This window comes from Mycobacterium gallinarum, from assembly GCF_010726765.1.
GTDB lineage: Bacteria > Actinomycetota > Actinomycetes > Mycobacteriales > Mycobacteriaceae > Mycobacterium > Mycobacterium gallinarum.
In genome coordinates this window covers 5374855-5399893 of record NZ_AP022601.1, presented here as the reverse complement: position 1 = coordinate 5399893, position 25039 = coordinate 5374855, and the positions used below count along the sequence as shown (strand labels likewise).

General features: G+C 64.9%; 27 protein-coding genes. 17 read left to right on the top strand and 10 right to left on the bottom strand.

Going from position 1 to position 25039, the window contains the following annotated elements:
- Positions 1-5: 5 nt before the first annotated feature.
- The 3 genes from G6N42_RS26695 (at position 6) to G6N42_RS26685 (ending at position 3698) form a co-directional block, all read left to right on the top strand.
- Positions 6-1022 (top strand): TIGR03617 family F420-dependent LLM class oxidoreductase, encoded by a 1017-nt coding sequence (locus G6N42_RS26695; RefSeq protein ID WP_163735129.1) that lies wholly within the window; start codon positions 6-8, stop codon positions 1020-1022.
- A gap of 114 nt (positions 1023-1136) precedes the next feature.
- The gene (locus G6N42_RS26690; protein ID WP_163738348.1) at positions 1137-2138 is read left to right on the top strand and encodes an esterase family protein; all 1002 of its coding nucleotides are present in this window, start codon (positions 1137-1139) and stop codon (positions 2136-2138) included.
- Between the two features lie 195 nt (positions 2139-2333).
- Positions 2334-3698: a flavin monoamine oxidase family protein gene (locus G6N42_RS26685; RefSeq protein ID WP_163735126.1), complete on the top strand. Its 1365-nt coding sequence runs from the start codon at positions 2334-2336 to the stop codon at positions 3696-3698.
- A 191-nt stretch (positions 3699-3889) separates the two neighbouring features.
- Here the strand turns inward: G6N42_RS26685 and G6N42_RS26680 are convergent, their stop codons facing one another.
- The gene (locus G6N42_RS26680; RefSeq protein WP_232076356.1) at positions 3890-4756 is read right to left on the bottom strand and encodes a PP2C family protein-serine/threonine phosphatase; all 867 of its coding nucleotides are present in this window, start codon (positions 4754-4756) and stop codon (positions 3890-3892) included.
- A gap of 154 nt (positions 4757-4910) precedes the next feature.
- A complete protein-coding gene (locus G6N42_RS26675; RefSeq protein ID WP_163735123.1) occupies positions 4911-5456 on the bottom strand; it encodes a TetR/AcrR family transcriptional regulator in 546 nt (181 codons plus the stop codon).
- A gap of 103 nt (positions 5457-5559) precedes the next feature.
- On the opposite strand from G6N42_RS26675, the gene G6N42_RS26670 reads away from it, so the two are divergent.
- The 3 genes from G6N42_RS26670 (at position 5560) to G6N42_RS26660 (ending at position 7514) form a co-directional block, all read left to right on the top strand.
- Positions 5560-5925, top strand: a complete 366-nt coding sequence (locus tag G6N42_RS26670) for a hypothetical protein (protein WP_163735122.1) — start codon at positions 5560-5562, stop codon at positions 5923-5925.
- A gap of 145 nt (positions 5926-6070) precedes the next feature.
- Positions 6071-6862, top strand: a complete 792-nt coding sequence (locus G6N42_RS26665; RefSeq protein WP_163735117.1) for a bestrophin-like domain — start codon at positions 6071-6073, stop codon at positions 6860-6862.
- A gap of 37 nt (positions 6863-6899) precedes the next feature.
- Positions 6900-7514 (top strand): dihydrofolate reductase family protein, encoded by a 615-nt coding sequence (locus G6N42_RS26660; protein WP_163735114.1) that lies wholly within the window; start codon positions 6900-6902, stop codon positions 7512-7514.
- Between the two features lie 10 nt (positions 7515-7524).
- On the opposite strand, the gene G6N42_RS26655 is transcribed toward G6N42_RS26660, so the two are convergent.
- Positions 7525-9234, bottom strand: a complete 1710-nt coding sequence (locus G6N42_RS26655; RefSeq protein ID WP_163735111.1) for a DUF4407 domain-containing protein — start codon at positions 9232-9234, stop codon at positions 7525-7527.
- A gap of 165 nt (positions 9235-9399) precedes the next feature.
- Positions 9400-10551 (bottom strand): serine hydrolase domain-containing protein, encoded by a 1152-nt coding sequence (locus tag G6N42_RS26650; protein WP_163735108.1) that lies wholly within the window; start codon positions 10549-10551, stop codon positions 9400-9402.
- 111 nt (positions 10552-10662) lie between these two features.
- Here G6N42_RS26650 and G6N42_RS26645 point away from each other — a divergent pair, with 111 nt between their 5' ends.
- The 6 genes from G6N42_RS26645 to G6N42_RS26620 all read left to right on the top strand — a co-directional run bounded on the left by G6N42_RS26645 (position 10663) and on the right by G6N42_RS26620 (position 16184).
- A complete protein-coding gene (locus tag G6N42_RS26645) occupies positions 10663-12240 on the top strand; it encodes an FMN-binding glutamate synthase family protein (RefSeq protein ID WP_163735105.1) in 1578 nt (525 codons plus the stop codon).
- Between the two features lie 49 nt (positions 12241-12289).
- Positions 12290-13066, top strand: coding sequence for an esterase (locus G6N42_RS26640; protein WP_163735102.1), 777 nt, complete (start codon positions 12290-12292; stop codon positions 13064-13066).
- Between the two features lie 144 nt (positions 13067-13210).
- Positions 13211-13528 (top strand): ESX-1 secretion-associated protein, encoded by a 318-nt coding sequence (locus G6N42_RS26635; RefSeq protein ID WP_163724432.1) that lies wholly within the window; start codon positions 13211-13213, stop codon positions 13526-13528.
- Between the two features lie 4 nt (positions 13529-13532).
- Complete coding sequence (locus G6N42_RS26630; RefSeq protein ID WP_197905560.1) at positions 13533-15323, top strand: hypothetical protein; 1791 nt, start codon at positions 13533-13535, stop codon at positions 15321-15323.
- Positions 15324-15325: 2 nt separating this feature from the next.
- On the top strand, positions 15326-15721 hold the full coding sequence (locus G6N42_RS26625; RefSeq protein ID WP_163735099.1) for a hypothetical protein: 396 nt from the start codon (positions 15326-15328) through the stop codon (positions 15719-15721).
- A 169-nt stretch (positions 15722-15890) separates the two neighbouring features.
- Complete coding sequence (locus G6N42_RS26620; RefSeq protein ID WP_163735097.1) at positions 15891-16184, top strand: hypothetical protein; 294 nt, start codon at positions 15891-15893, stop codon at positions 16182-16184.
- Positions 16185-16297: 113 nt separating this feature from the next.
- On the opposite strand, the gene G6N42_RS26615 is transcribed toward G6N42_RS26620, so the two are convergent.
- Entirely contained in the window at positions 16298-17071 is a 774-nt protein-coding gene (locus tag G6N42_RS26615) for an SseB family protein (RefSeq protein WP_163735095.1), read from the bottom strand.
- Positions 17072-17433: 362 nt separating this feature from the next.
- Here G6N42_RS26615 and G6N42_RS26610 point away from each other — a divergent pair, with 362 nt between their 5' ends.
- Together G6N42_RS26610 and G6N42_RS26605 are read left to right on the top strand one after the other, a co-directional pair.
- Positions 17434-19059, top strand: a complete 1626-nt coding sequence (locus tag G6N42_RS26610) for a peptide chain release factor 3 (RefSeq protein WP_163735092.1) — start codon at positions 17434-17436, stop codon at positions 19057-19059.
- 197 nt (positions 19060-19256) lie between these two features.
- Positions 19257-19943, top strand: coding sequence for a sensor domain-containing protein (locus G6N42_RS26605; protein WP_163738342.1), 687 nt, complete (start codon positions 19257-19259; stop codon positions 19941-19943).
- Between the two features lie 79 nt (positions 19944-20022).
- Here G6N42_RS26605 and G6N42_RS26600 read toward each other — a convergent pair whose 3' ends face one another.
- Genes G6N42_RS26600 through G6N42_RS26590 form a run of 3 tightly spaced genes read right to left on the bottom strand, consistent with a single transcriptional unit; the run spans position 20023 to position 21456 of the window.
- The gene (locus G6N42_RS26600; RefSeq protein ID WP_163735088.1) at positions 20023-20433 is read right to left on the bottom strand and encodes a type II toxin-antitoxin system VapC family toxin; all 411 of its coding nucleotides are present in this window, start codon (positions 20431-20433) and stop codon (positions 20023-20025) included.
- Positions 20430-20687: a type II toxin-antitoxin system Phd/YefM family antitoxin gene (locus G6N42_RS26595; protein ID WP_163735085.1), complete on the bottom strand. Its 258-nt coding sequence runs from the start codon at positions 20685-20687 to the stop codon at positions 20430-20432. Before G6N42_RS26595 ends, G6N42_RS26600 begins: the two co-directional genes overlap by 4 nt.
- A gap of 43 nt (positions 20688-20730) precedes the next feature.
- Positions 20731-21456, bottom strand: a complete 726-nt coding sequence (locus tag G6N42_RS26590; RefSeq protein ID WP_163735082.1) for a hypothetical protein — start codon at positions 21454-21456, stop codon at positions 20731-20733.
- A 230-nt stretch (positions 21457-21686) separates the two neighbouring features.
- Here G6N42_RS26590 and G6N42_RS26585 point away from each other — a divergent pair, with 230 nt between their 5' ends.
- From G6N42_RS26585 to G6N42_RS26575, 3 genes are read left to right on the top strand one after another with little or no spacing between them, the layout of a single operon-like run.
- Positions 21687-21899, top strand: a complete 213-nt coding sequence (locus tag G6N42_RS26585; protein WP_163735079.1) for a hypothetical protein — start codon at positions 21687-21689, stop codon at positions 21897-21899.
- 16 nt (positions 21900-21915) lie between these two features.
- Positions 21916-22242 (top strand): contact-dependent growth inhibition system immunity protein, encoded by a 327-nt coding sequence (locus tag G6N42_RS26580; protein ID WP_163735076.1) that lies wholly within the window; start codon positions 21916-21918, stop codon positions 22240-22242.
- A complete protein-coding gene (locus G6N42_RS26575; protein WP_163735071.1) occupies positions 22235-22420 on the top strand; it encodes a hypothetical protein in 186 nt (61 codons plus the stop codon). Before G6N42_RS26580 ends, G6N42_RS26575 begins: the two co-directional genes overlap by 8 nt.
- A gap of 91 nt (positions 22421-22511) precedes the next feature.
- Here the strand turns inward: G6N42_RS26575 and G6N42_RS26570 are convergent, their stop codons facing one another.
- Together G6N42_RS26570 and G6N42_RS26565 are read right to left on the bottom strand one after the other, a co-directional pair.
- A complete protein-coding gene (locus G6N42_RS26570) occupies positions 22512-23285 on the bottom strand; it encodes an amino acid ABC transporter ATP-binding protein (RefSeq protein ID WP_163735067.1) in 774 nt (257 codons plus the stop codon).
- Complete coding sequence (locus G6N42_RS26565) at positions 23282-24742, bottom strand: amino acid ABC transporter substrate-binding protein/permease (protein ID WP_174262175.1); 1461 nt, start codon at positions 24740-24742, stop codon at positions 23282-23284. The genes G6N42_RS26570 and G6N42_RS26565 overlap by 4 nt, the downstream gene beginning before the upstream one ends.
- Positions 24743-25039: the final 297 nt, after the last annotated feature.

Here is a 25039-nt window from a genome sequence, read left to right as displayed (position 1 = left end):
CCCCTGTGTATGTCGACGCGATGATCACGCCGCAGCCGTTGCAGAAGATCGGGGCGCTCGCCGCCCGCACTGAAGCGGCCGGGTTCTCCGGACTGTTGTTCACCGAGACCGGCCGGACCGCGTATCTGAATGCGGCGGTGGCTTCGCAGGCCGCGCCGGGCCTTGACCTGTCGACGGGTGTGGCGGTGGCGTTCCCGCGCAGCCCGTTCGTCACGGCGGCGGCGGCGTGGGAACTACAGGAGGCGACGGACGGTAAGTTCCGGCTCGGCCTGGGCACGCAGGTGCGCACGCATGTGGTGCGGCGCTACGGCGCGGAGTTCGAGCGTCCCGGTCCGCGTCTGCGCGATTACGTACGGGCCGTCAAGGCGTGCTTCAAAGCATTCCGGACAGGCAGGCTGGACCACCACGGCGACTTCTACGACATGGACTTCATCACGCCGCAGTGGAGCGCGGGCCCGATCGACGCGCCGGATCCGAAAGTCGACATCGCGGCGGTCAATCCGTGGATGCTGCGCATGGCCGGCGAGGTGGCCGACGGCGTGCACGTGCATCCGCTGGGCGAGCCGGGCTACATCACGCGTCATGTGGTGCCGAATATCGCTGAGGGCGCGGCGAAGTCGGGCCGGTCGGTATCGGATGTCGCGGTGATCGTGCCGGTCATGACGATCGTCGGGGACAGCGACGAGGAACGGGATCGTGAGCGCGAGCTGGTCCGCACGAGCATGAGCTTCTATGGGAGCACACCGAACTACGCGTTCATCTGGGACGAGGCCGGGTTCGAGGGGACGACGGCGCGGATCCGCGAGAAGCAGAAGGCCGGCGATTTCAAGGGCATGGCCGCGCAGATCACCGACGAGCACATCGCCCAGTTCGCAACGGAGTCGACGTGGGACGGGCTGGCCGACGCCCTGGTCTCGAAGTACGGGGATCGCGCGACGCGCATCGTGCTGTACAACGCGTTGGCCGATCAGGACCGCATCGAGCGCTACGGCGAAGTGTCACGACGGATCTCATCCCGATAACAGACTGGTCACTGCCGAGCGCGGGAGCGCAAGAGTATGCGGCGGCGTTGTTAGTTTCGCGCCGTGGTGGAGGGATTCGCGCGTCGTGTCGGCAGGCTGGTCGTCTGTGCCCTGATGATGGCTGCGGCTGTGATGGTTGTTCCCGCGCCGCAGTCCTCGGCCTATTCGCGCGACGGCCTGCCGGTCGAGACGCTGATGGTGCCGTCGCCGTCGATGGGCCGCGACATCAAGGTCCAGTTTCAGGGCGGTGGGCCGCATTCGGTGTATCTGCTCGACGGCCTTCGCGCGCAGGAGGACTTCAACGGCTGGGACATCAACACCGCGGCCTTCGAGTGGTTCTACGAATCCGGTGTGTCGGTCGTGATGCCCGTCGGCGGGCAGTCGAGTTTCTACAGCGACTGGTACGCGCCGGCGCGAGGCTTCAACGGAACGGTCACCTACAAATGGGAGACGTTCCTGACCAACGAGCTGCCGAGCTGGCTGATGGCCAACAAAGGACAGGATCCGCGCGGCAATGCGGTTGTGGGGCTGTCGATGTCGGGTGGAGCCGCCCTGACATTGGCCGCATGGCATCCGCAGCAGTTCTTCTTCGCCGCGTCCCTGTCGGGATACCTGAACCCGTCCAAAGGTATGTGGCCGACCTTGATCGGCTTCGCGATGATGGACGCCGGCGGCTTCAAGGCCGCCGACATGTGGGGGCCGCCGAACAATCCGGCGTGGCAGCGAAATGACCCGATGCTCAACATCAATCGACTGGTGGCCAACCGTACGGCGATCTGGGTGTACTGCGGCAACGGCACGAGTTCCGACCTCGACGCCGGCGGTGGTGGTTTCGGAACGCAGTTCAGCGCGTCGTACCTGGAGAACATCACGCTGAGCACGAACAAGGAGTTCCAGGAGAAGTACCAGGCCGCGGGCGGCCGCAATGCGGTGTTCAACTTCCCGCCGAACGGCACGCACAGCTGGGGCTATTGGGGTGCGCAGCTGCAGCAGATGAAGCCGGACATCCTGCGCATCATCAACACCCCGCCTCCCCCACCGCCTGCACCGTTGCCTGCGGTGCCGGGTGCGGTCCCAGGCGTCGCGGCGGTGCCCGCAGTCGTACCGGCGCGGTAGTTACTACACTTCGCAATTACTAGGCCGTCTTCGTTCTAACTAGCACGTCAACCCTGGTTTGCATTTATTGACGGCTGTCGTAACAAATTTGCTGTTGCTGCGCGCTGCCCTATTGACACACTGTCCAATTAGGCGTATGTCTAATAACCGATCGCGTTGGTTCGGGGCCGGCGCGACGGACAGCTGGGGTGTGCCATGGATGTTGATTACTGCGTTGTGGGTGCCGGGTTCGGCGGACTGACTGCGGCGTTGCGCTTGAAGCAGGCGGGGCATTCGGTCGCGCTGCTGGAGGCGCGCGACCGGGTGGGCGGCCGCACGTGGACCGAGACTCGAGACGACGGGTTGTGGATCGATCGGGGCGGCGCGTGGATCGGGCCGGGCCAAGACGCCATCTATGCGCTGATGAAGGAGTTCGGCATCCCGAGCTACAAGCAGTACACCGACGGCGAGGCGATGATGTACGTCGACGGGAAGGCGTACAAGTACAAGGGCACGATCCCGTTGTCGATGAGCCCGTGGGCGGTGGCGAACATCGGCAAGGTCTTCCTGGAGCTGACCTCGATGTGCAAGTCGATTCCGCCGGAGGCCCCGTGGGATGCGCCGAAGGCGAAGAAGTGGGATCAGACCACATGGGCGGAGTGGCTGGACCGCAATACGCTGTCCAAGCCCGCTCACCAGTTACTCGACTACTCGGTCTCCGGGCTGTATACCTCTGCAGCATCGGAGATTTCGCTGCTGTTCGTGTTGTATCAAATGGCCTCGGCCGGCGGGCCGAGCTTTGTGCTCGGCGTCAAGGATGGGGCCGAGGATGAGCGGCCGGTCGGCGGGATGGGCGCGATCCATCGCGCGATTGCCGCCGAGCTAGGCGATGTGATTCATCTGTCGCAGCCGGTGCGCAGTGTCACCCAGGACGACGGCGGCGTCACGGTCCGGTCCGACGACATGGTGGTCCGGGCACGTCGAGCGATCGTGGCCGTGCCGGTCAGCATCGTGTCCCAAATCATCTTCGAGCCAATGCTTCCGGTGGATCGAGCGTTCCTGCAGCAACGGATGCCGTCGGGCGCGGTGTACAAGATCGCGGTGATCTACGACGAACCGTTCTGGCGGGCCGACGGCCTGTCGGGTCAGTCGTTCGCGCCGGGATCGATGGCCAACTTGACGATCGACTCCTGCACGGACAAGGGGACACCCGGGAGCCTGACGGTCATCACCGAAGGACCCGTCGCACGCGAGATGACGAAACTCAGTGAGGCAGAACGTCGGCAAGCGGTGCTCGCGGCGGTGGCCGAGCGGTTCGGCGATAAGGCGCTGACGCCGGTCGACTACGTCGAGCAGAACTGGACGATCGAGCGGTATTCGGGCGGCGGCATGATTGCGCACACACCGCCGGGTGTGCTGACGGAGTTTGGCCCGGCGCTTCGGGAGCCGTGCGGGCGGATCCACTGGGCGGGCACGGAGAGCTCGGCGCGCATGTACGGGTTCATCGATGGGGCGGTCCGCTCCGGTGAGCGCGCGGCCGTCGAGGTGATGGAGCACGACAAGGCGATGACGTCGGCCTAATTCGGCTTTCCTGCGTCAAGGACTTCGCGGCTCAGCGAGACCATATGTGGTTGGTGCCAAGCTCAGAGCGACGAAGTCGCTGACATTGTTCGCGACGGTAGTAGTTGAGCGACAAAGTCGCTATGAGGTTGGCACACAGTCATATTGGTCATCAACCGAGAGTCCATTATCACGGGCAAAGTCGACGCGGCTCAAGCCAACTCATGAGGTCCGATCGGAATGACGATCACGGTGATGTTGTCGTGACCGCCGGCCTGCAATGCGTGATCGACCAGCGCGCGAGCGGCCTCGTCCGGTGCGGTTCCGTTGCAGAACCGAGCGATGTCGGCGGCCTCGGGGAGGTAGTTGTGCAGTCCGTCCGAGCACAGCACCAGGACGCCCCGGTCGGCGGTGATCATCGTATGAACGCTTGATTCGTCCCACTCCCGATCGGCATCGCGACCGAACCACCGGGTCAGGGTGTGCTCCCCGCGCAGCACGGCGGGCGAGTCGGCCGGTATACCCGCCGAGATCAATTGCTGCGCAACGGTGTCGTCGACGGTCAGACGTTGCGGCTGCGCGGGCGGCTCGGGGAGCCAGTACACCCTGCTGTCCCCGACGTTGGCGATCGCGATCTGCACCTGTCCACCCTCGGCCGGAACGACGACGGCAGCTGTGTAGGTGCATGAGGCAGGGCTGAATCCTTCGGGCGACGTGGATTCCGCGGCCGCCTTCGCTCCATCAGCGAGTCCGGCCACCATCACCGACGGGATGTCGCGGGATGCGGCCAGTGCCTTCAGCATTGCGTCGACGCCTGCCGCCGACGCGGCCCTCGACGCATTCTGCGCGTCGGCGGAGGTGGAGACACCGTCGCACACCACGGCGGCGATCGCGCGCGGCCGGTCCCCCGCGCTGTTGAGCACGATTCCCGCTGCGCCGGCGTCTTCGTTGCGCGTGTGCTCGATGCCGCGGTCGGTGAGCAGCACAATCGCCCCGAGCTGATTCTCATCGCGATCCGGCTCCTGGCCATCGGCGCCCGGAGCCGACCTGGGCACCGCGAGTTGTCGGATCGCCGTCAACGCGGCACCGCAATTCTCACAGACTCCCTCCGCGGGACCTGCATGCGTCCCGCACGTCGTACACGTCGACACTGCACCCCTCACATACTCGCCCGACGATGAACAGCTTTGCACGGCCGGCCGGGAAACGAGCCGAATGGAGATCCTCGGAAACTCATGCGAGCACGCTCGGCCGGAAGAGATCGAACGATCGCTGCTCTGATCCGGCGGCGATGCGGCCCGCGCGGGAGCGTTCGGCGATGTGCGCACCGACGATGGCGTCGACGAGAGTCGCACCGTCGACGTCGGAGCGAAACGACCCGTCGGCCGTGGCTTCTTCGATGACTGACTCCAGTTTGGCCCGCTGACGAGCGAGGATGCGGCGGAAGATCTTGGTGAAGTCGGGGTCGTCGTCGGTGAGCAGGGATGCCAGGCCGCCGAAGCCGATTCCATCGTCGATGACCTTGACCGCTTCGTGGATGAGCCACCGCAGTCGATCCGGTGCCTTGGCGTCGTCGGCGAGCGGTCCGGGAGTGGCGATTCCCGTCAACGCGGCGGACAGCATCTCGCGCCGATCGCGGTGCCGGCGATAGATCGTCGTCTTGGCGATGCCCGAGCGCGCCGCCACCGCCTCGACCGTCACCGAGCGCGCGCCTTTGGTGCGGAGCAGCGCCAAGGTGGCGTCGGCAATGCGTTCGTCCGTGGTCCGGCGCTGCGGCATCAAGCCCTCCTGGTGGCCGGGAATAAGTGTCGTCGTCGAAACGCTACACTAAGCGTAGCGCTACGATACGCGTAGCGTTTTTTATCGGGTAAAGGTGAGAGTGATGTTGAAGGTGTTGGGTCGCGTTTCTCCGACGAATGTGGCCTATGTGTTGTTCCTGTTGACGTTCGTCGCCCTTGGAACGTTCGTCTACTCACTTGCCGCCGCGAGTCCGCTGGCCGGGGTCATCGGCGCCGTCTTGGTCGTGCTGATGGTCGCGACGGTCGCGGGCTTCCGCATCGGTGCCCGCAAGCGGGCGGCATCCAATGACAGCGGCATCGACATCGACGGTGCGAACATCTGGGAGCGGCCCTTGCGGCGCGAGCAGATCGACCGGTATCTCCAGAGCTACCGTCCCGTGCGAGAGAACCGGCTTGCGGCCGTCCCCGCCGGCGCGGTGGCGGAGTGGACGGATCGTCGGGCGGCCTGAGCGTCGCTGATCGCGATAGTCCGAGCCTGCGGGTTTCGTTATCTGGCTAGGCATCTCGGACACACCGTCACCAACGACGAATGTGACCGACCGGCGTCGGATTCGCGGTCATACTGGCGACGCGTCCGCGCTATCGGGGGGTCCTGTGATCTGGCTTCTGCAATTGCCCGCTGCCGTGCTCGGGTTCTGCGCGGTGACGTTCGTCGTCGCGGCGTCGGTGGGTGGGTTGATCGTCTTTCGAAAAGCGGTGTCCCACACCCGCCTCGAGGCGGCGAGCGGGATGTCGGGCGATGTATTCCAGCTCGCAGGCGTGCTCTACGCAGTGCTGGTCGCCTTCGTCGTGGTCGTCGTATGGGAACAGTTCGGCGAAGCCGAGGACGCGACCGCCGCGGAGGCCAGCGCGATCGCCGACCTTCTTCGGGATTCCACGGCGATTCCTCCGGAGTACCGGCTCGAGGTGCGGCAGCGACTCGTCGCGTACACCGAAGACGTGATCAACGACGAACTACCTCGGATGCGGCGGGGCGAGACCATCGAGGAGGAGTCCGAGCACATGTCCGCCCTCTGGTCGACCTTCCTCAAGGTAGAGCCCCAGAGCCGCAACGAGATCGCCTTCTTCGACCACGACATCGTGAAGTTGAACGACCTGAGCCACAACCGCAAGCTTCGGGTGTCGACGGGCGAGTCGGCGGTCCCCGGCGAACTGTGGGTACTGCTGCTCGGCGGTGGTGCGGTCGTGATGGCCTTCACGTTCCTGTTCGGGACCCGCGACTTGCTCATCCACGCTGTGGCGGTCGGCCTGACCGCGGGCCTGATGGGCTTCGTGATGTATCTGATCTTCGCGCTCGAGCATCCCTTCGTCGGCGCGCTGTCGGTCAGTCCCGACCCCTATGTCAACGTGCTGGAGATCTGGCGGGAAGACCAGCCGCAGAACTAGCCGATGAGTTTCGGCGGGCCAGGTGGTCTCCTTGGGTATGACGCGAACCAACCTGTCGATGTCGATCTCGGCGGACGGCTATGTCGCCGGACCCGACCAGAGCGAGGAGAACCCCCTCGGAGTGGGTGGGATCAAGGTGCATGGTTGGCATATCGGGCCGGCCAGCGATCACCCCGTGAACCGACAGGTGATGTCGGAGATGCTCGACGGCATGGGGGCAACGATCATGGGCCGCAACATGTTCGGGCCCATCCGTGGCGAGTGGGCGGATTCGGACTGGAAAGGCTGGTGGGGCGACGAGCCGCCCTATCACTGCCCGGTCTTCGTCCTCACCCATTACGCGCACGAGCCTATCGAGATGAAGGGCGGTACCACCTTCCACTTCGTGACAGAGGGAATCGAAGCTGCCTACGCGCAAGCTCAGGCGGCGGCCGGCGACCGGGACATCTCGATCGCCGGTGGCGCTTCCTGCGCGCGGCAGGCGATCAAGGCCGGGCTGGTCGACGAGATCGACGTGCAGGTGTCGCCGGTGATCCTCGGTTCCGGCGAGCGCCTGTTCGACGGCTTCGAAGCGGGCGTCCCCGAGCTGGAACTCGTTCGCGTCCTCCATGCGCCGGGCGTGGCGCACCTTCGCTACGCCGTGGCCCGGTGAGCCAGCGACGCTAACGCCCCGGCGGTAGTTCCCGGGAGCCGCGGTGCCCACGCACCGCACGGGTGCTTCGCCCGGCGAGTTCGGCCCGATCCTCGCCCTTCGCAATTGCGGGTGACACATGTTCGGCACCGCCGAGACTGGGTCCGCGGTCATCGCGCTCGACCGTCGTCGCATGCCGCGTGCCCGCCGCATCCGCAACGAATCCGCGTTCTGCCGCAACGTCTTCGGTCTCCTCCACGTGAGCACTCACCCTGTGGGTGCGCCGCATGGAGATGTGAATCTCCTCGGTCTCCTCAAAGATCTGCCGCACACCCCGCAGCGGCTTGGTAGTGGTGTCGATCGCGTTGATGAGGATCGGCGGCACCAGGGGGCGAATCCAGCGCGCGGCGGCCCGGGTGACGTCCGGAATGGCCGGGATCAGCGGACGTCCGGACCGCTCCACCGCGCCGTCGCCCTCTGGGGCGCTCTCGTGTGTGTCCACCACCGCCGGCAACTCGGCCGGTAAGAGGCTGGCCGCTTCGGCCTCGGCGGCGATCGGCAGGAACACATCCTCAATCGCGGCCTGGGGTATGCGCTCCGATCGCGCGGTCACCGCCGGCTCGGTCGCCTCGATCACCCGGCGGCGTTGCTGCTCGCGATCGATCTCGAGCTGGGCCTCGACGGCCATGCGGGCACTGGCCAGCTGCTGTTCCGCCCACATGTTGTCGATCGCCGCGCGCACCTCGGCCCGCTTCACCGCGATCGCGGTGTCGGCGTGGAGTTCCGCTGTATCCCGCTCGACATCGGCGGCAACAACGCGATCCTGCGACGTCTCGCCCCGCCACAGCTTGAGGATCAGGGGCAGCAAGCTGAGTAGGACGAAGAATCCGTCGACGAGCAAGCGCATGACGAGAGCACCCGAATCGGCCAGCGTGTGGTCGTTCATCGCGACCCATCGAGCGCCCAGCCCGCGATCCGCATCGGCCATCGCCTCCTGCCGGGCCTGCGCCAGCGCCCGCTCGCCATCGGCGATCTGGGCATCGAGCACGGCTGCCTGCCGGTCCCGCTCGGCCAACGCAGAGTCGAGCGTCCGCTGGGCGTCGGCGAGATAGTCGTTGGCCGTGCGGGTTTCGGGCCCGGCGCCGGGCACGCCGGTGATGGTGATCTGCGGGCAATCGGGGCGGGGGTTGAACTCGCAACGGGCCACCACGAGGGCCTCCTGGCGGCGTTGCACGGCCTGCTCTACAGCTTCGTCGAGCCCGCCGCGGGCCGCGCGACTCCGGTCCAGGTCGGCCGCGGCTTGCGATGCGGCCGGGGTGGACTCGGCGGTGCGCGCCGCCTGCTCGCCGAGCAGCCGATCGATCGATCCGGAGAAGACGACGACGGCGGCGAGTTCGCCGACGACGAGCCCGACGGCGAACAGGACGGCAGCACGTCCCACGACGCCGGAGCCACGACGAATCGCGCCGGAGGCGATCGTGCGGCTCACCGCACCGACCAGCAGCCCGAACCCTGCCGTCACAGCGACGACGGCCGCGACCGGCCAGGTCGTCGACTCGCTCAGCGCGACGGCCGCGACCAGCCAGGCCAGCATCGCGGCGAGCAGCACCACCGCCCCGGCACTGGCCAGGGTGGACCGCTCGTGGCGAGCGCCGACCTCGTGCCGCTCGCCGCCGCCGAGCCAGACGAGCGCCGCCGTGATCGGGGCAGGATCCTGCGCAGAAACCCTGTGGGTGGACATGGAAACTCCAAACATCTTTCGGGCTTTTCCAGGCGTGACAGATGCGCCGACGACAACCCTGTCGAGGGTGTGGAACCAGGCGGAACCCCCCGCGCATCGCATCATCACGCCGATGCGAATGCGTTGAATCCTCCCACAGCGGTCGGGGCCGCGCGGCGTCAGTGCTCAGGACACCGCGGCGCGGAGCTCGGCGTAGACGGCGGCCTCGAAGCCCAGCGCGGTCTCGACCATCTTCTTGTCGAAGAAGGGCAGCAGTTGCGTCGCGATGACGGCGCCGATCCCTGCCTTGCGGTCGACCCAGAAATAGGTGTTGAACAGGCCCGACCAGTCGCCCGAGCCGGCGCTGCGCATGCCGGGCAGATCGATCGAGTACACGTGGAACCCCAGGCCCCACCCCTGCGGCACATCGAGCAGCTCGACCGGGTTGGCCAGCTCGGGGACAGTCGGCTCCAGCTTCTTGGGCAGCGGTGCCCCGTCGAGGTGGTCCCGCAGCGCAAGCTCCACCGTCGCCTCGTTGAGGATGCGCCTGCCGTCGAGCTCGCCGCCGTTGACCCACGCGCGGACAAACCGCCCATAGTCGCGAATCGTCCCGTAGGACCCGTGGCCGCCTGAATGCCATTCCTGCTCGACATCGAGGTCGATCTCGGTCGGCACCAGGCTGCCGTCCGCCGCCCTGGTGAGGACGGGCAGGAAGCGCGCGCGCTGTTCGTCGGTCGGGGTGAATGTCGAGTCCGTCATGCCGAGCGGGCCGTAGACATTCTCGGCGAGGTAGTCGCCCAGCGTCCGGCCGCTGACGGCCTCGACGACCTGGCCGACCCAGTCGGTGCTGACGCCGTACTCCCAGACCGTGCCGGGATCGTGGACGAGCGGCGAGCTGATGCTCTGTTTGAGCCCTGTGAGCACGTGAGGAAATCCGTGGTCCATGCAGTACTTGTGGAGCTTCTCGTTGAGGAAGAAGTAGCCGCAGCCGGACGTGTGGTTCATCAGCTGACGGACGGTGGCCTGGGTCTTGGGCGGGCGTAGGACCGGCTGCCCGTCCTCGAACCCGTCGAGCACCTGGAGCTCGCCGAACTCGGGGAGGATCGAGGCCACCGTCGCGTCGAGTTCGAGGCGCCCCTCCTCAAGGAGTTGCAGCGCCGCGGTGGTCGCCACGGCCTTCGTCATCGACGCATTCCGGAAGATGGTGTCGGGCCGGGCGTCGCCGGCCGCGCCCTCGTAGAGGACGCCGTCGCGGCCGACGACAGTGGCGGCGATGCCGTGCAGGGACCCGTCGGCCGTCACGGCGTTGAGTAGGTTGTCGATTCGCTCAAACCCCATCGGAATCTCCCTTCGCGTCTGGCGTGCGGGCATCATCGCACGGTGGGCGGACACGCCGCGGGCAGAACGGGGGCGGGGTTTACGCCCCGCCAGCGCGGAAACACTGCCCGCATGGGCAGAGCTGTTCGCGCGCTCGCGGCCGCGGCCGCCTCGACGGTGGGAGCCGTCGTCGCGCGCGACTTGTTCCAGCGTAAGCACGCGCTGTTGCGCAACTATCCGCTGCTCGGACACGCCCGCTACCTGATCGAAGCGATCGGCCCCGAGCTTCGCCAGTACATCGTGGCGGCCAACGACGAGGAGCGCCCGTTCACTCGCGATCAGCGTCGTTGGGTGTACGCATCGGCGAAGAAGGAGAACAACTACTTCGGTTTCGGCACGGACAACGACCTCGAGTACACCGTCGGATATCCGGTGATCAAGCACCGCACGTTCAGCAGAGCCGACCCGCCGACGGCGCCGAGGGCCGGGCACGAACTCGAGGTGCCGTGCGCCAAAGTGCTGGGGGCAGCGCGCAACCGCCCCAAGGCATTCCGGCCAAAGTCGATTGTCAACATTTCGGCAATGAGTTTCGGTTCGCTGTCAGGCAACGCGGTCGAGGCGCTCAATCGTGGCGCCGCGCTGGCTGGCTGTCTGCACAACGCCGGTGAAGGCGGCATTTCGCGATATCACCGGCACGGCGGCGAGCTGATCTTCCAGATCGGCACAGCGTATTTCGGCTGCCGGGATGACGATGGTCGTTTCGATCTCGACAAGCTCAAGGCCGTGGTGGCCGGCGCTCCGGTCCGTGCTCTCGAAATCAAGCTCAGTCAGGGTGCCAAGCCGAGCCTCGGTGGGCTGCTGCCCGCGCCGAAGGTGTCAGCGGAGATCGCCGAGGCGCGCGGGATACCGGAGGGCCGTGACTGCATCAGCCCGTCGCGGCATGCGGAGTTCAGCGACACTGACAGCTTGCTGGACTGGGTTGAACTGCTCGCCGCCGAGACGGGTTTACCGGTCGGGATCAAGTCGGCCGTCGGTGATCTCGAATTCTGGTGCGAGCTAACCGATCTCATGCAGGAGACCGGACGCGGTGTCGACTTCGTCACCATCGACGGCGGCGAGGGCGGCACGGGCGCGGCGCCGATGATTTTCACCGACACCGTCTCCCTGCCCTTTCAACTCGGTTTCGCTCAGGTGTACCAAATCTTCGCCAACCGGGGTCTGCACGAGCAGGTTGTCTTCATCGGTGGCGGCAAGCTCGGCCTGCCCGACAACGCGATCATCGGCTTCGCGCTTGGCTGCGACATGGTCAATGTCGCACGGGAGGCCATGCTCGCGATCGGCTGCATTCAGGCGCAGAAGTGCCATACCGACACGTGTCCCACCGGGGTCGCCACTCAGAACGCGTGGCTGGCCCGCGGCGTGGTGCCGGAAGTCAAGGCCGAGCGGATGGCGAATTACGTCAAGACGCTGCGCCGCGATTTGGTCAAGGTGGCCGAGGCCTGCGGTGTGGAGCATCCCGGCCTGATCAAGACCGAGTCGGTGGACATCCTGAACGGCCGGATTGGCTCGACCCCGCTGCACGAGGTCTACGGGTACGCGCCCGGGATGGGCCTTCCGTCGGAGGCCGACCGCGACAAGATCGTCGCGTTGATGACGGACCGCGAACCGGAGGGTGGCTCGGCCCCGCCGTCGGCGTCCGCTGTGGGCTGACCCTGGTGATTGCAGTGACCGCCGATGTCGAGTGAGGCATGCTCCATGCATGAAGAACCGGCACCTCGTGATTGCGGTCGCGGTGATCCTCACCGTGGCGGCGTGTGACAGTTCCACCGAGCCGGCGGCGTCGTCGGAGGCGGTGACGACGCCAACGACAACCTCAACGTCCGGGACGGCCACCACTTCCGCCGCGCCGACCGCCGCGGCTGCTGAGTCCTCCGCGTGCACGGAGCTCGAGGGAACGGTCGGCGCCGCCAATCTCTGCACGGTCCACACCGAGACGCCCGACTACACGATCGACATGAGCTTCCCGGTCGACTACCCGGACCAAGACGCGGTGGCTGAGGTCCTGACCGATCAACGCGACGAGTTCATCGACTTAGTCGAGGATCAGCCGGCCCGCGATGTGCCCAAAGCGCTCGACATCAAGTCGCAGACATTCCGGTCGGGCGCGCCGGGCTCGGGCACCGAAAGCCTGGTGTTCGAGGAGTACGTCAACTTCGGCGGCGCCCATCCGGTGACGAACTACGACGCCCTCAATTTCGACCTCGGCAAGAAGGCGCCGATCACATTCGACGCGCTGTTCAAACCAGACGCCGACCCCGTCGCGATGCTCGACCGTCTCGTGGCGGCCGATTTGGAAAAGCAGTTGCCCAGCGTGACCGTCGGCGACAACCCCATCGGCGCGGGGATGTACAAGAACTTCGCCCTCACCGATGACGCGGTGCTGTTCTTCCTCAGCCAGGGGCAGTGGACCATCTCGGCCGCTGGTCCGCGGACGGTCTCGATACCTCGCGCAGAACTCGCATCGATCCTGGCCTGACCTGGCTCGATTACGTGGCATCGCGCGCGAGTCGTGGCGTCAGCCGTCACTGAACCGCCCCGATCCGCGTCTGATATTGGTGTCGAGCACGGGTCACTGACGGCGGTAGGGTTGCTATCAAATGCTGTTTGCTGGGGGTGCGGGGTGTCGAATCCGAACGAGCCGTTGAAGGTTGATCTGACAGAGCTGCACGCGGCGGCGGACCAACTCGACGGACACGCAAGCGAGTTCTTGGCGACCCATGGGAAGGCGCTCGCGCGGGCGAGCCAGGCGAATCTGGGGGCGGGCTTGTCGGCTGCCGCAGTGCCGCAGATGTTGGCAGCCTGGGAGGCCGACAGCGCCCGCTTCGCCAAGCACTTCGCCACGAACGCGCAGGGACACCGCGAAGCAGCGGCGCGCTATGCGGATACGGACACCGCCAGCGCCGACGGAATCGACGACGCGGGTGCTGCGCTGAGCTGACGCCGTGGCGCTGAACTTGAGGGAGCTGCGGGAGTGGCCGCCCGAAATCGCGGATCTCGCCGCGTCCACCCGTGGGGCCGCGGCGAACCATACGAATTCGGCTGACTTCTATCGGTCGTTGGCGACGGCCTCCACGTGGGAGGGCGACGGCGGAGACTCGGCGCGGGCGGCGATGGTGGCCACCGCCGGTGAGCACGAGGGGGTGGCGGAGAACCTGGGCAAAGCGGCCGCCGACATGGAGGCCGCACAGCAGCAAGCTGAGCAGGTTGCCCAAAAGATCACGGACATCCTAGATTTCGCCGCCGAGGCGCCCGCGGTACAGATCGACGAGTCCACGAACCAGGTAATCCCGCCGGACACAGCGTATTTGGATGACGAGGCCGCGGCTAAGGTGGCAGCCAAAGTCGCCGACTTGCAAGCGCAGATCGCCGCAGTACTGGCCCAGGGCGAAGGAGTGGATGCCGACCTGGCGGGGGCGATTGCCAGGGCCACCGGCATCCCGGCTCCTGAGGTGAAGACGGCGTCCTCGGTGGAGGACCTTTTGCTGCCCGGCACTGGGGAACGGCAAGCACCGCCATCCGCGGACAGCGCGTCGCAACCGGACAGCTTGGACAGCGCACTCGATCAGCTCGCCGGACGACCCGTCCCGTCGGGCGCCCAGGGGGTCGACGGTTCTGCGGCACCGGTTCCGTTGAATCCGGCGAAGGTCGAAAAGTTCAAGGCGTTGGCCCGGCAGACGATGCTTCGCGACGGTGTTCCGCCGGATCAGATCGAAGCGCGCCTAGATGCGATGGTGTCCGCGGCACGACAACCGCTCAAGCCCTACACCCCGCCGGAACCGGACAAGATGCCGCCGCCCGGCTTCGCAGAGGGCTTTGCCGATCGTTGGTTCGAGACCGAACAAGGCATCAAAAACCTGATCGGACAGGGCGGGCCGGGGGCACCGGGTGTGTGGGAGTCGTGGCGTGACCTACTCGAGAGCACCAACGACCAAATCACGAACCCGGTTGGAGCGGCAGTCGACGAAGTCAACAATGCGCTCGACTCTCCGAGTGCGGCGTATTACCTCGGCGGGAAGGCAGCCGAGGGTGCCATCGCCGCACCTGGTGTCATCTTCGGCGGCGAAGCTGCTCTCGTCGCACGAGCAGGAGCGCTCGACGATATCGCGGGCGTGGGCATTCCATCGCACCTCGTCGATGTGCCCAGTGGACACCACCCTGCCGCCGAAGCCTTTCCAACACCGCTCGCTGGAGAGTATCCAGCACCCGGCGTTTGGGATTACTCCGACGGATACTCGTCTCACGCTCCCGAAATCGCATCGAATCTCAACGACGCCGTCGCGAACGGGCAATCGACCCTGGATCTGGCCCGGCAAGTCGCAGACCTGTCCACGCACCACATGCCGGGTCCACCCGACACGGGGAACGCAGACCGAGTGGTTCTAGGGAAGTGGGCCGGAATGGATGATGGATACATCGGTGAAGCGCGGAGTAACGGCGGGATCTACTTCGACACCGGTGACGCAACCTGGAACGCCCTTAGCCACGGACTCAGTGATGAACAAGCGAGAACTGTTACATGGGAGGTGAATGAGCAATTCCTGCGCACGCAGTTGGAGAATGGAGTGCCACGTATCGAATATGTCTTGCCTGATGGGTTCGAAAGCGTCGAGCAGATTGCGGCGGTGCAGAGGCGATCATTCTCAGCTCTCGAGATCAACTTCCTCAAGTATAACGCGGCCGCATACGGTTACACCCAGCACGGAAACTCATGGGTTTATGAGGGAGGCAGCTAGCGATGAAGCCGGTTGAGCTAGAACGTTTTCTGAAACCAACGCTGTCGAATGCCGGCTTCACACTCGATGAGGTGCAGGAACCCATCGTCCACGGCAACCGTCCAGCGTGGGCGGTGTATTACCGCCGTAGTGATTGCAAACTCCAGGTCTGCTGGTCGGCCCGCGACGGCGGAATCGACTTCATGCTCGCCCTCCCCGATGCACCCAATGAGTTTGGTCTTACCAACGATTCGAAGGAGTGGCACTTTATGCTGCTCCTGAGCGATGCGGAAGACAACTTGGAGACGCCGGGACTGGGCGCACAGGATGACACGATACTGACATGGCTGCAGTCGCTATTCGACATACACTTTGAGCCTGCGCACAGGGCATTGCTTCAGAGGCGTGCACGAGAGTAGTGCAAGCGAATGTGTGACCGGAATTGGTCGTCGGTGGCCTGCAGGTCACAGCCTGGTGGGTCTTCCTGTCAGGTTCCTTGATGTTGACTGTGGCGATGGTGCGTCTAGTTGCCTTGCACCGTTATGGTTGCAGCGCTCGGTGTTTCGACCGTTAGGGTGGACCCATTCGATGGACGCAGACCGCATCAGTGAAGCCGTCGTTACCAGTATCAGGGAATCGGCTATACCGGGCGTTGATCGCCAAAAGCTCATCGACCGCTACGGCGAGAGCGAGGGAAGCGCTGTTGCAGATCGGGTCATCGCGATAGTCCGGGAAGCCGTTGCTATGCCGATCGACTGGGGCGACATGACCTTGGCCGAAGGCGTCAACGACATCATGGGCAGATTCAGCCAGCTGCATCCCGAATTATCGTCCGAAGCGCTGGAGGAAATCGGTCGATGCGTCGGCTGGAATCTTCGGTGAACCCGTGCTGGCCATCGACGTCGACGCCCAGAAGGCAACTGCGACTGAGCGTCTGGCCGCAGCCGATCGGTCGTCTTCGACGCATCATCGAGTCTGCTGCGGAGTTACGTTGCTTAACCGGATAAGCCGGAGCCGCTCTCGATTTCGTCCCTCGAGAACGTTATTGATGGCCCAGCGGGGTTTATGACGAGTCCGCTATACCCATCCGTGCGAATCATGTCGAGCACTTCTTGTGTGGGGCGCGCAAAAAAAGCATCCGATACGTTGAAAACAACGACCTCTGGAGCGCTGGTGAAACACACCAGGGCGCGTGAGCCGTCGGCCGACGGCGTCGAACGAACCGTCACACTGCCCGGGACGGATGTTTCGTCCGCGGCCAGCAGCATCTGACCCTCCGCCAGGAGCACCTGCAGGACGCCGCGCCTGTCCGTATGGCCGGCGTGCAGCGCCGCAAGCGCTGTCTTCAGTGGCTGATTGTTCGGATTCCGCAGGGCAAAATCGATGTGTGCGGCCGCCAACGCGCACGTTGGACCTGCGGGGTCGATATAGAGCCAGTCATCGCGTTGTTGCCGCGCCAGCTCCAGCGCGCCCGTCGCCGGCGTGACCATCGACTGAGTTTGAGTGTCCGGCGGGTACAGGCGCGCGATCTCGTCCTGGCACGTGAATGCGAACAGCGCGCGACCACCACCCGGCCCGGTGCCGCCGCGGATCTGTAGTCGTGCCCCGGCAGCAAAAGACCCGTCTACAGGCGCGTCTGATCCAGTGATGTCGAAGAGCAATTCCCCGTACATGCACGACCGAAGTACTTCAAGAGCGCGTCGTTGGTCGGGCTGAGCCGCGAACTCACCGACAACTCGGCGAACGGTCACATTGTCGACCAGGTCCATGGTGTAGCCCACCTTTCTTGCCCAGGATCCCTCCGGCAACCAATCACATTGCGGCGCCCGCACCGCGTCTCGGGTAGCAGTGACGCGATGCCGTCGATCGGACAATCGAATAACACCAGCCCCGTAGCGTCGCAACCTCGCCGCCCCATGATTGTCGGGTCGCCCCGTCCGCCTATGGCAGGGGAGAGTGTCGTGGCGTGCGCGAGAACTTCAGCAATTATCCGGTCGAACCCACCCCCTGCAGCTGCGAAGCGATGGCGGGGAACGGTTGCAAGTTCGATAGGTTCGCGCCAGGTTGTCCGCTGACGGCAAAGCGCCCGATTACCGGTTTGGACTCGAAGGCCAATACCATCGCGGGTGCTATGACCGACAACGCCCTGGCCGCTGCGCCGACCGCCGACGCCTCGCGACCTGGCCGTATCTCCGCGGAGGCGAGCCGTCGACGAACGTTCGCGGTCATCAGCCATCCCGACGCCGGCAAGTCCACGTTGACCGAGGCACTGGCGCTGCACGCCCGGGCGATCACGGAGGCCGGCGCGGTCCACGGCAAGGCGGGCAGACGCTCCACGGTGTCGGACTGGATGGACATGGAGAAGGCCAGGGGCATCTCGATCACCTCGACGGCGCTGCAGTTCCCGTACCGCGAATGCGTCATCAACCTGCTCGACACCCCGGGCCACGCCGACTTCTCTGAGGACACCTACCGGGTGCTGACGGCCGTGGACTGCGCGGTGATGCTGATTGACGCGGCGAAAGGCCTTGAGCCACAAACGCTGAAGCTCTTCCAGGTATGCAAGCACCGTGGGATCCCGATCATCACGGTGATCAACAAGTGGGACCGGCCAGGTCGTCATGCCCTGGAATTGATCGACGAGATCCAGTCACGGATCGGGTTGCGGCCCACTCCCCTGACCTGGCCGGTGGGCATCGCCGGAGACTTCAAAGGGGTGCTCGACCGCAGATCCGGCAACTTCATTCGGTTTACCCGAACCGCCGGTGGCGCGACCGCGGCACCCGAGGAGCACATCGCGGCTTGTGATGCGCACGCTGCGGCCGGTGTCGATTGGGATACGGCGGTCGAGGAGTCCGAGCTGCTGTCGGCGGACGGCTCCGATTACGACCGGTCGGCGTTTTTGGCCGGCGAGTCGACACCGACGCTGTTCACCTCGGCGGCGTTGAACTTCGGGGTGAACCAGCTTCTCGATGTGCTGGTGGACCTTGCGCCCGCGCCGGGCGGTGCCGTCGATGTCGACGGAAGTTTGCGGGCGATCGAATCACCCTTCAGCGCTTTCGTTTTCAAGGTGCAGGCCGGGATGGACTCCTCCCACCGCGACCGCATCGCGTATGCGCGGGTGGTGTCGGGGACGTTCGAGCGCGGTGATGTGCTGACGCACGCAGCGACGGGTAAGCCGTTCGTGACGAAGTATGCGCAGTCGGTGTTCGGGCAGCAACGCGCGACGCTGGACACGGCGTGGCCAGGTGATGTGATCGGGTTGGCGAACGCGGCGGCGTTGCGGCCGGGCGACACGCTGTATGTCGATGCGGCGGTGCAGTATCCGCCGATTCCAAGCTTCTCGCCGGAACATTTCGCGGTGGCGCGCGGCACGGATCCGAGTAAGCACAAGCAGTTTCGGCGCGGGATCGAGCAACTCGAGCAGGAGGGCGTGGTTCAGGTGTTGCGCTCCGACCGTCGCGGTGAGCAGGCACCGGTGCTGGCCGCGGTGGGCCCGATGCAGTTCGAGGTGGCCACGCACCGGATGGCCGCCGAGTACAGCGCACCGATTTCGTTGGAGTCGCTGCCGTATCAGGTCGCGCGGGTAGTGGATCCTGCCGACGCCGAGTTCATGAACCGGCAGGTGTCAGCGGAGGTGCTGACGCGCACGGACGGCGTGATGCTCGTGCTGTTTTCGACGCCGTGGCGACTGGAAGGGTTCCAACGCGACAACCCCGACATCAAGTTGGGGTCGCTGGTCGCAGCGGAGGGGTAAGAGCGGCGAGCGGTCCGGCCACCCTCGAGGCTTTTTCGCGCTGTGCTCGACCCGTTATGAAAAGCACTGTTCATCGTGACCAGGAAACACCGTTCGACCTCGCTTAGGCCTCGTCGGTGCTGGTGCATCATTTCTTCATTGCGCGCCATAGGGGGATGACGCGCGGCGAATCGGTTGCGCGATCCATGGGAGGGAATATGCGCAGACCCACGGCCGCACTGGCGGTTGCAGTCATCTCCGTTCTGGTCACCGGCTGCGTCAGCAATGTCGGCAACGCCGAGTCGGTCACCACCACCCGAACGATGATTCCGCGTCCGCTCGTCGAGCGTGAGCTGGTTGAGTTGCTGCTGCGCCCCGAACAGGTGAACGTCGCGATGGGCACGGTCGGGATGACGGTCACTAACACCCAGACCTCGATGTCCGACAACAGCGCCACCATGGCGCCTGCGGAATGCCTGGCCGTCGACGGCGCGGCGGAGGCGCCGGTGTATGCCGCCAGCGGCTTTCGGGCCGAGCGTGATGAGAGCCTCAACAACGGCGATGACTTCACGCACTATCTCAAGCAGGCGGTGGTGTTGTTTCCCACGGTGGAAAAGGCCCGTGCGTTCCTGGACGCCTCTACCCAGCAGTGGCCGGTCTGCAAGGAGTACACCCACACGCAGAGCGGGTCGCAGTGGTCGGTCGGACCGATCTCCGTCGCGGGCGATACGCTGAAAACTATTGCTACACAACGGGACGCCGGTGCTCCCGGCTGGGCCTGCGGACGCGCGGTGACGCTGCGGAACAACATTATCGTCGACATCAACACGTGCAGCGCCGACCCTGGCGACTCGGCGGTGAGGATCGCCGACCAGATCGCCGCTAATGTCAGCGCACAGTGGTAGGCGGGGTGCGACCAATTTGGCGCATGCCTGGAGCGGATCCCGGTGCGCGCAGTGGGCTCGGCGTCGACGTCCGACGGAGTCAGACGTGGATTATCGCGAGACCCGCGACGCCTTCTAGAACATCGAAGTCCCCATCCTGCGTGACCACGGGCACGCGCTTGGCGGCTGCAATTGCGGCGATCCACAGGTCATTGACTCGGACCCGTCGCCCCGCCTCAGCCAGATGGACGCGTAACAGCGCCCACATTTGAGCCGCCTCCTCGTCGACCGGTAACGCGATCATGTCGGCGACTGCGTCCAATGTGCGAAGGCGACGCGCCCGGATCTCGGAGGTCCGCGCGGCGAGCACACCCGCGTTCAGTTCGGCCAGGGTCACCACAGTCGTGGCGAGTTCCTCAGGAAGCAGCGATGTCTCGAGTTGTCGCCCGCTCTCGTCGGCGATGAACACCGAGGTGTCGAGGATGCCGGCGGCGGGCTGATCGGTTGTCACAACTCGTCGAGTTCGTCGGTGGTTTCACCGGCGAGCTCTGCGAGGTCGTCACGCAGGCCGGGGTCCGCCTGGCTGGTCTCGAGCCGCCTGACCAGTTCGGCCTTGGACACCCACCGCCGACGCCTGGGCTGCACCGCGGTGATCATCGCGACGGCTCGCCCATTCACCGTGATCGTGACTTCTTCGCCCGCTTGGACCCGTCGCAGCACGCCCGCCGTGTCGTTTCGAAGTTCACGGGACGCCACTGTTGACATGCTACGACTGTAGCACTTCTGTAGCACGTCAAGCCGCCATGAATTATGCGGCTGCTTCGCCGTCGTAGTGCCCGTCCAGCAGCGCCGACACGGTTCGCGACTGCCATGCCCGGCCGTCAGGGGTTCGTTGACCCGACGAGTTCAGCACCCGCGCCGCCGCAGCGCGTGTCACACCACAACCGTCTACCAGCCAGCGCACATAGCCTGTGACGGCCTGGCAACGCTCGACCCACGGTAAGTGGGCCTGGGGAAGCATTGGTGGCCAATCATTTTCGTGAGCGGCCGCCGATGAAGCGTTGGCTGCCCGTTCGACGACCCTCTCAAGACTGTCCACCCCGGCCGAGGCCAGCGCCGCGCGATCGAGGTCGTCGACGGCCTGCACCTCACGCCGCAACGCGTAGTCAATTTCGTTCATACCGCCCGTGTCCGGCATCGGCCAGAGATCGTGGCCCACGAGCAGGTCGAGTCCATGCCGCTGCAGCACCAGACTCAGGCGGCGATAGTGCTGCTCGCGCCTCAGGTCCACCATCGGCTCTGGCATCCATATCGGCAGCCGGAGCGAGATCGCCCGGGCCAGTGCGGCGACGACTCCTTCGACCTCGGTCAAGTCGTCGTGCGAGGCAGGCGCGCCCGCCGGGAATGCGAACATCGCGACGACGGTCGTCGATCGCAGCGCGGCGCGAGCCGTCAATTGTTCACAGCGGCAGACAGTTTCGTCGTCGCCGAGCACGATGACCGCGGTTGCGGTGGCGTTATGGGGTCGAATCATGACGAGCTCCCCTCAGCAGGTGAGACGCCGGGCCAGCCTGAGGCTGCGGCATCTATTGACGTGATTCGACGGTATCGGCAACGACCGACAACCCAGGCCGTCGAGAACTAGGCCGCCGCTCGGGAGACCGCCGGACCCAGCTCGGCGTAGACCGCGGAAACTTCTGCACAGAGCTACAGCGCAGCTGAGTTAGTGTCGGTTGCGGCGTGTGAGGCCGATGGGAGGTTGACGTGGGGAACGAACTGGACGTCGATTCGAGCGACCTGCGGGCGGCAGCTGCCGGCGCTGACGCCATCGCGGAGACGTTGGCGGGCGCGGCGACGGCAGGCTCGACTAGCGCACAGCCGAGCGCCGCGGGCGTTTCGGCCCTCGACGCCGCGATCAGTGCGGTACGTGCTCGCCAGTCTGCGCGGGTGTCGGGCCAAGCCAGTGGTACGTGCTGACAGGATTCCCCACACCATGAACGATGGCTCGATCTCAACGGACTTGTATCAATTCTTCGCCGCATACTTCCATCAGGACTGGGATCTGGAAGCCGACGATTGGCAGGGAATCGTCGACAACTACGTCAACGATGATCCCACCGCCGGGCCCCTGCGGACGCTGGCGCAGGAGATCGATGATCTGCGCGGGGCCCGTGGGGAACCGGACTTGGAACAGTTTTTGGTGCGAACCGTCGGTGTTTACTACGCTCCCCAGCCACTGACATATAAGGAGTGGCTGGGTCAGGTCTCGGACCGGTTGCGCGAGCGGGCCACCGCGATCGAGGCTGGTAGCGGTGACTGACGAAATGCCCGATTACGTTTCACAAGCGAAGCGGTGGACGGAGGCGACCAAGCTGGTTGCTGCTGGCTGCTGGCACGGCATCCGTTGTCCGCAGAACAGCTATGCCGACGTGCTGATCGAAAAGCGTTTATGGCGACTACGAACCACAACCGCCCGAGAGCACCTGATTGCCATCTGAGCTAATCGCCGCCGTGCCAGCGGAGAGAGTGAACACAACACGCGCTGGGACAGATCCTTCCTAGTCACGACGGTTCACTCCCAACCTCTGTCTACAGAACCTTCGACAGAAACTCCTGCAGACGCGGATGTTTGGGGTTGTCGAAGAGTTCGGCAGGCGGTGCGTCCTCGACGATCTTGCCGCCGTCCATGAACAGCACCCGCGAGGAGACTTCCCGCGCGAAGCCCATCTCGTGGGTGACCACGACCATCGTCATGCCGCCCGCGGCAAGTTCACGCAACACCTCGAGCACGTCACCGACCATCTCGGGGTCCAGCGCACTGGTGGCCTCGTCGAACAACATGATCGACGGGTTCATCGCCAGCGCTCTGGCGATCGCAACGCGCTGCTTCTGACCGCCCGACAACGTCGACGGCTTCACGTGAGCCTTCTCCTTGAGCCCCACCTGCTCGAGGAGTTCGAGCGCCTTCTTCTCCGCCGCGGCCTTGTCCATCTTCTTGGTCAACAGCGGCGCCATGGTCACGTTGTCGATCACTGTCATGTGCGGGAAGAGGTTGAAGTGCTGGAACACCATTCCGATGTGCTGGCGGACCTTGTCGAGGTCCACCTTCTTGTCGGTCAGGTCGTACTCGTCGACGACGACCTTTCCGCCGGTGATGTCCTCCAGCTTGTTCAGGCACCGCAAGAACGTCGACTTACCCGATCCTGAGGGGCCGATGACGCAGACCACCTCACCCTTGCTGATCGTCGTGTCGATGCCGGTGAGGACGTCGAGATCGCCGAAGGACTTCTTGAGTCCCTCGATGCGGATCTTCACGGTCCCTTCGGGTTCGGCGGCCGCGGCCTCTGGGACGAGTTGGCTCACTTGTTTATCCTTTTCTCGAGGCGATCCGAGAGTTTGGTCAGCGCCATGATGACGATGAAGTAGATGATGCCGATGATCAGCCACATCTGGAACGACTGGAAGTTGCGGGCGATGATGATCCGGCCCGTCTGGGTCAGCTCGGCGATGCCGATGACCGACAGGATCGAGGTGTCCTTCAAGGTGATGACGAATTGGTTGATGTAGGACGGGATCATCGTCCGGACCGCCTGCGGCAGAATCACTTTGCGCATCGTCGGCAGATATCCGACACCCAGACTGCGGGATGCCTCCATCTGACCCTTGTCGACGGACAGGATGCCGCCGCGCACGATCTCGGTCATGTAGGCACCCGCGTTCAGCGAGAGCGTGATGATGCCCGCCGTGAAGGCTGACATCTCGAAGCCCAGCGCGGCGGGGATGCCGAAGTAGATGAAGAACGCCTGCACGAGAAGCGGTGTGCCGCGGAAGATGTCGACGAAGGTGGTGCCGATCGCGCGCAGCCAGATCGACCGGGATACCCGCATCAGGCCGAAGATCACGCCGAGCACCAACGCGCACGCGATGGAGATGATCGTCAGGATGACGGTCATCTTCAGGCCTTCCATCAACAGCGGGAAGGTGGTCTTCAGCAGGCCGAAGAACGAGTTGTCCGCAGCGACAGCATCTTCGCCGAGGTAGGTGTCGAGCACTTCCTGGTAGCGGCCGGACTCTTTGAGGTTCTTCAGGCCGGCGTTGAACTTGGCCAGGAGTTCGGCGTTCTGGCCCTTGTTGACGGCGAAGCCGTAGCTGGCGCCTTTCTCCTTCGGCGTCACGGTCTTGAGCCCGTTGCCCTGGGTGATGCCGTAGGCGAGGACCGGGTAGTCGTCGAACACGGCGACGGAGTTCCCGGTCTTCACCTCGTCGTACATCGACGAGGAGTCGGCGAAGTAGACGGTTTCGAAGCCGTACTTGTTTTTGATCGACTCGGCGAATGTCGCGCCTTCGGTGCCGTTCTTGACGGCCACTCGTTGGCCCCTGAGGTCTTCGTAGTCCTTGATGTCGTTGTTGGTCTCCAGCACGGCCATCTGGACGCCGGACTCGAAGTACGGGTCGGAGAAGTCGAACACCTTCTTGCGTTCGTCGGTGATGGACATGCCCGCGATGACGCCGTCGACCTGGTTGGCTTGCACCGCCTGCAGTGCCGCGTCGAAGCCCAGCGGCTTGATGTCGACCTGGAAGCCCTGGTCCTTGGCGATGTCGCGGATGAGGTCCATGTCGATGCCGACGAAATTGCCCTGCTCGTCCTGGAATTCGAACGGGGCGAACGTCGTATCGGTCGCGATGACGTAGGTCTCGTCCTGTGCGTGCGCGGGCGTCGGGTTCAGCAGCCCGATGCCCAGGAACGCCGTGAGGATTGCTGCAAACAGGACCGCCAATCGAGGTGACGGACTCCTGTCTCTTACACACTCGCCTCGCATCGTTCGCCTCCCAGCGTCGGCTGTCACGGAGAATTCACGCTAGTGGTCCTGTGCTGTTCGCGCTGCGTATCGACCGGGTTGATTTCGACGCAGGTGATCGTTACCCGCGCATAGAATCGGTGACGACGCGAATTCTTCAGGCCGGACGAGAATCGGGCGACAGAGTACTGAAGTCGGGCCTTCCAGCTCGGGAAACTGCCGCAGGACTGCGGCGTTACTGGCGGCGACGGCGTGGGCGTCGTAACCGATCGACAGGTCGAGCCTGATGAGATCTTGAGCCGGCTGAGGCGCACCGAC

What these genes read in the sequence shown, in the direction of transcription:
- G6N42_RS26690 (WP_163738348.1), top strand. Translation starts at nt 1,137, where the DNA reads ATGATGGCTGCGGCTGTGATGGTTGTTCCCGCGCCGCAGTCCTCGGCC.
- G6N42_RS26685 (WP_163735126.1), top strand. Translation starts at nt 2,334, where the DNA reads ATGGATGTTGATTACTGCGTTGTGGGTGCCGGGTTCGGCGGACTGACT.
- G6N42_RS26675 (WP_163735123.1), bottom strand. Translation starts at nt 5,456, where the DNA reads ATGCCGCAGCGCCGGACCACGGACGAACGCATTGCCGACGCCACCTTG.
- G6N42_RS26670 (WP_163735122.1), top strand. Translation starts at nt 5,560, where the DNA reads ATGTTGAAGGTGTTGGGTCGCGTTTCTCCGACGAATGTGGCCTATGTG.
- G6N42_RS26660 (WP_163735114.1), top strand. Translation starts at nt 6,900, where the DNA reads ATGACGCGAACCAACCTGTCGATGTCGATCTCGGCGGACGGCTATGTC.
- G6N42_RS26655 (WP_163735111.1), bottom strand. Translation starts at nt 9,234, where the DNA reads ATGTCCACCCACAGGGTTTCTGCGCAGGATCCTGCCCCGATCACGGCG.
- G6N42_RS26650 (WP_163735108.1), bottom strand. Translation starts at nt 10,551, where the DNA reads ATGGGGTTTGAGCGAATCGACAACCTACTCAACGCCGTGACGGCCGAC.
- G6N42_RS26645 (WP_163735105.1), top strand. Translation starts at nt 10,663, where the DNA reads ATGGGCAGAGCTGTTCGCGCGCTCGCGGCCGCGGCCGCCTCGACGGTG.
- G6N42_RS26640 (WP_163735102.1), top strand. Translation starts at nt 12,290, where the DNA reads ATGAAGAACCGGCACCTCGTGATTGCGGTCGCGGTGATCCTCACCGTG.
- G6N42_RS26625 (WP_163735099.1), top strand. Translation starts at nt 15,326, where the DNA reads ATGAAGCCGGTTGAGCTAGAACGTTTTCTGAAACCAACGCTGTCGAAT.
- G6N42_RS26620 (WP_163735097.1), top strand. Translation starts at nt 15,891, where the DNA reads ATGGACGCAGACCGCATCAGTGAAGCCGTCGTTACCAGTATCAGGGAA.
- G6N42_RS26615 (WP_163735095.1), bottom strand. Translation starts at nt 17,071, where the DNA reads ATGGACCTGGTCGACAATGTGACCGTTCGCCGAGTTGTCGGTGAGTTC.
- G6N42_RS26610 (WP_163735092.1), top strand. Translation starts at nt 17,434, where the DNA reads ATGACCGACAACGCCCTGGCCGCTGCGCCGACCGCCGACGCCTCGCGA.
- G6N42_RS26605 (WP_163738342.1), top strand. Translation starts at nt 19,257, where the DNA reads ATGCGCAGACCCACGGCCGCACTGGCGGTTGCAGTCATCTCCGTTCTG.
- G6N42_RS26595 (WP_163735085.1), bottom strand. Translation starts at nt 20,687, where the DNA reads ATGTCAACAGTGGCGTCCCGTGAACTTCGAAACGACACGGCGGGCGTG.
- G6N42_RS26590 (WP_163735082.1), bottom strand. Translation starts at nt 21,456, where the DNA reads ATGATTCGACCCCATAACGCCACCGCAACCGCGGTCATCGTGCTCGGC.
- G6N42_RS26580 (WP_163735076.1), top strand. Translation starts at nt 21,916, where the DNA reads ATGAACGATGGCTCGATCTCAACGGACTTGTATCAATTCTTCGCCGCA.
- G6N42_RS26565 (WP_174262175.1), bottom strand. Translation starts at nt 24,742, where the DNA reads ATGCGAGGCGAGTGTGTAAGAGACAGGAGTCCGTCACCTCGATTGGCG.